Genomic DNA, 2281 nt, shown 5'->3' on the forward strand with positions numbered 1-2281 from the left:
GACATGCTCGCGGAGCTCTCGCGCATCCTGCGCGTGCCCCTTGGGGACCTGCTCGGTCAGACCGTGCTCATGGAGGACGAGAAGCAGCAGGACGACGTTCCGGCCGTGCGCGACGCGCTTATGAGCCCGCGCCGGCTGTCTCGTCTGCTCTTTGGCCCCGAGGCTGAGGTGCAGCTCCCCACACCGGCGCCCGTGGCCGTGCGCGTGGAGCAGGCATGGAACGACTACCAGGGTGGGCGGCTCGGCAGCGTCATTGCTGCGCTTCCCGCGCTCCTCCAGACTGCGCAAGAGTTGGAGGAGCGAGCCGCACGGCGCGGCGAGGACCGTAGCGACTGCTGGGCAGTGTCGGCCCGTACCCACCACCTCGCAGCAACGACCCTCGCGAAGATCGGCGAATCGGACATCTCTTGGCTTGCTGCCGAGCGCGCGATGCGTGCCGCAGACGAGTCTGACGACCCGCTTGTGTTGGCGTCCGCCGCACGGTCCGGCACGCACGCCCTATTGGCCAACGGCCGGTACGACGACGCGTTGGAACTGGGCAACACGGCCGCAGCATGGCTCTCGTCGCGGGTGACCGACAACGACCCCGCAGCACTGAGTTTGCTGGGGATGATCCACCTGCGGGCCGCTGTTGCAGCGGCCCGCCACCAGGACCGGCCCACCGTAACCGGTCTGCTGGATCGAGCCGAGGAACTCGCGGATGACCTCGGCTCGGATGAGAACTACTGGCAGACGGGCTTCGGACCCACGAACGTCCTGCTTCACCGCCTATCGGCTGAGCTGGATCTCGACAACGTGTCGTACGTCGTGGAACACGGGCGGATCAATGTCGACCACATGCCACAGGAACGCAGCGTGTCGCACCGCATCGACTTCGCACGCGCGCTCTCGCTCAGCGGACAGGGCGATGAGGCGTTCACGGAACTCCGCACAGCTGAACGCACATCGCCGCAGCTCGTGCGCAACAATCCGAGGGTGCGCGAGACGCTGCGGGACCTGATCAAGCAATCACCGGTCACGGGCGGCTCGCGATCGTCCGAGGTGTTCGTGATGGCTCAACGGTGCAGGGCGGTGCAGTGAGTTCAGGCAAGCGTGGGGTGCTCGGGGTCGTCGGGTCGGCAGCCGGAGGCGTAGAGGCGCTGCGCACCGGTCTGGTTGAGCCCGCGATGGAGCGCGGCTGGCAGGTGGCCGTCACTCTGACGCCGACCGCAGGTCAGTGGCTACGGCTGAGTGGCGAGGTCGATCGGCTGGAGAAGCTGACCGGCTTGCCCGTGCGCGATGAACCGCGCCTGCCTGGCGAGGCGCGACCGCACCCGCCGGTTGACTGCTACGTGGTAGCCCCAGCGTCGGCCAACATGGTGGCCAAGCTCGCCATGGGCCTGATGGACAACCAGGCGCTGACCCAGGTGGGGGAGGCGATCGGCACCCTCGGGTTGCCCGTCGTCGTCTTCCCTCGGGTGAACGCGGCGCATGCCCGCCACCCGGCATGGCAGCACCACATCGACACCCTCAGGGCGGGGGGCGTGCGCATCGTCTACGGCACTGATGTGTGGCCGCTGTACGAGCCGCGCGAGGCGCCGGCGGGGCGCGCGCTTCCCTGGGGGGTAGTGCTGGACGCCGTAGACGAAGTCACTAGGTGACAGATCGTCAACCATCCTGACCTGCAAGGAAAGAGGACCCGGACACTCTGTCCGGGTCCTCTGCCGTTGATGGCTAGATGCTCATTGGCATGTCAGGGATCGATGAGCGAAGCGGCGAGCTGGAAGGCATGACCTCTGCTGAACTTGCTTTGATCAAAGCGAGTTTGAGGGACGCACGCATCAAGGTCGAAGGGCTGCTACGACGCGCGGACGAACTCACTGCGAAGTTGGAGTCTCGCTACCCACAAGCCGCTCAAGCCGATCGAGCCGCTCCCCGAGCGAACTGAGAGCGTCATGAATCGTGCTGAGTTCTGCGGCCAGAGCCGCGAAAGCAGGGCTGCTGCCCGGCTCGGTTCCGAGGGGCACCGCAGGGTCACGGACGAACGTCCCACGTCCCTGCTGGGTAAGGATCAGCCCCTCGTCACGGAGTTGACCGTACGCGCTCTGGACGGTCATGAGCTGCACGCCAAGCTCCTTGGCGAGCGAGCGAGCAGCCGGGAGCCGGTCCCCCGGGTCGTACTCACGATCGGGACCCGTGATCTTGTCGCGGAACTGCGCCGCAATCTCCTTGGCCGTCGGCGTGGGTTTGGGCGCTTCGGGACTCTGATCCATACCCCCGAGAGTAACCGGACCTAGGTCAA

General features: G+C 66.7%; 3 protein-coding genes. 2 read left to right on the top strand and 1 reads right to left on the bottom strand.

Features of this window, described 5'->3' with window-relative positions; translation table 11 throughout:
- On the top strand, positions 1-1080 hold a 1080-nt coding region (locus tag ACFYZZ_RS44985), incomplete at its 5' end, for a transcriptional regulator (RefSeq protein WP_389189840.1).
- The gene (locus ACFYZZ_RS44990) at positions 1077-1640 is read left to right on the top strand and encodes a flavoprotein (RefSeq protein ID WP_389189842.1); all 564 of its coding nucleotides are present in this window, start codon (positions 1077-1079) and stop codon (positions 1638-1640) included. The genes ACFYZZ_RS44985 and ACFYZZ_RS44990, both read left to right, overlap by 4 nt.
- 216 nt (positions 1641-1856) lie before the next feature.
- Here the strand turns inward: ACFYZZ_RS44990 and ACFYZZ_RS44995 are convergent, their stop codons facing one another.
- The gene (locus tag ACFYZZ_RS44995; protein WP_389189843.1) at positions 1857-2252 is read right to left on the bottom strand and encodes a GntR family transcriptional regulator; all 396 of its coding nucleotides are present in this window, start codon (positions 2250-2252) and stop codon (positions 1857-1859) included.
- Positions 2253-2281 lie beyond the last annotated feature (29 nt).

Source organism: Streptomyces sp. NPDC001816 (assembly GCF_042892235.1).
Taxonomy (GTDB): domain Bacteria; phylum Actinomycetota; class Actinomycetes; order Streptomycetales; family Streptomycetaceae; genus Streptomyces.

Coding starts and splice junctions, on each gene's coding strand:
- ACFYZZ_RS44995 (WP_389189843.1), bottom strand. CDS start 2,252: ATGGATCAGAGTCCCGAAGCGCCCAAACCCACGCCGACGGCCAAGGAG.